Genomic DNA, 301 nt, shown 5'->3' on the forward strand with positions numbered 1-301 from the left:
CCCACAGCCTGGGCGATGAACCAGGGTTAACAGTGGAGCCAAGTTATATAGTGCTCCCGCAAGCGGTCACATTTTCTGCTCTTCATGAAAAGCATTTTGATGACTTCACTGCAGGGTCATGGCGGCAAGTTCCTTGGCAATTTGGTACACAGCAGTATTGGCTACGTTTAACTATCACCAACAATCAAGCAGAGCCAAGATCGCTTGTTGCCCGCTTTGATAACCACATGGTCGACAATTTGCTCGAGTATCAACTTGATGAAGCAAGCCAAGTGCAACATAGCGTGCAATTGCGCGACCA

1 protein-coding gene is annotated in these 301 nt (G+C 48.2%); it reads left to right on the forward strand.

Annotation, left to right across the window (positions count from 1 at the left end):
* A partial coding sequence (locus CWB99_RS23735; protein WP_138686250.1) for a 7TM-DISM domain-containing protein occupies positions 1-301 on the forward strand: 301 nt, incomplete at both ends.

It is taken from the genome of Pseudoalteromonas rubra (assembly GCF_005887095.1).
Lineage (GTDB): Bacteria > Pseudomonadota > Gammaproteobacteria > Enterobacterales > Alteromonadaceae > Pseudoalteromonas > Pseudoalteromonas rubra_E.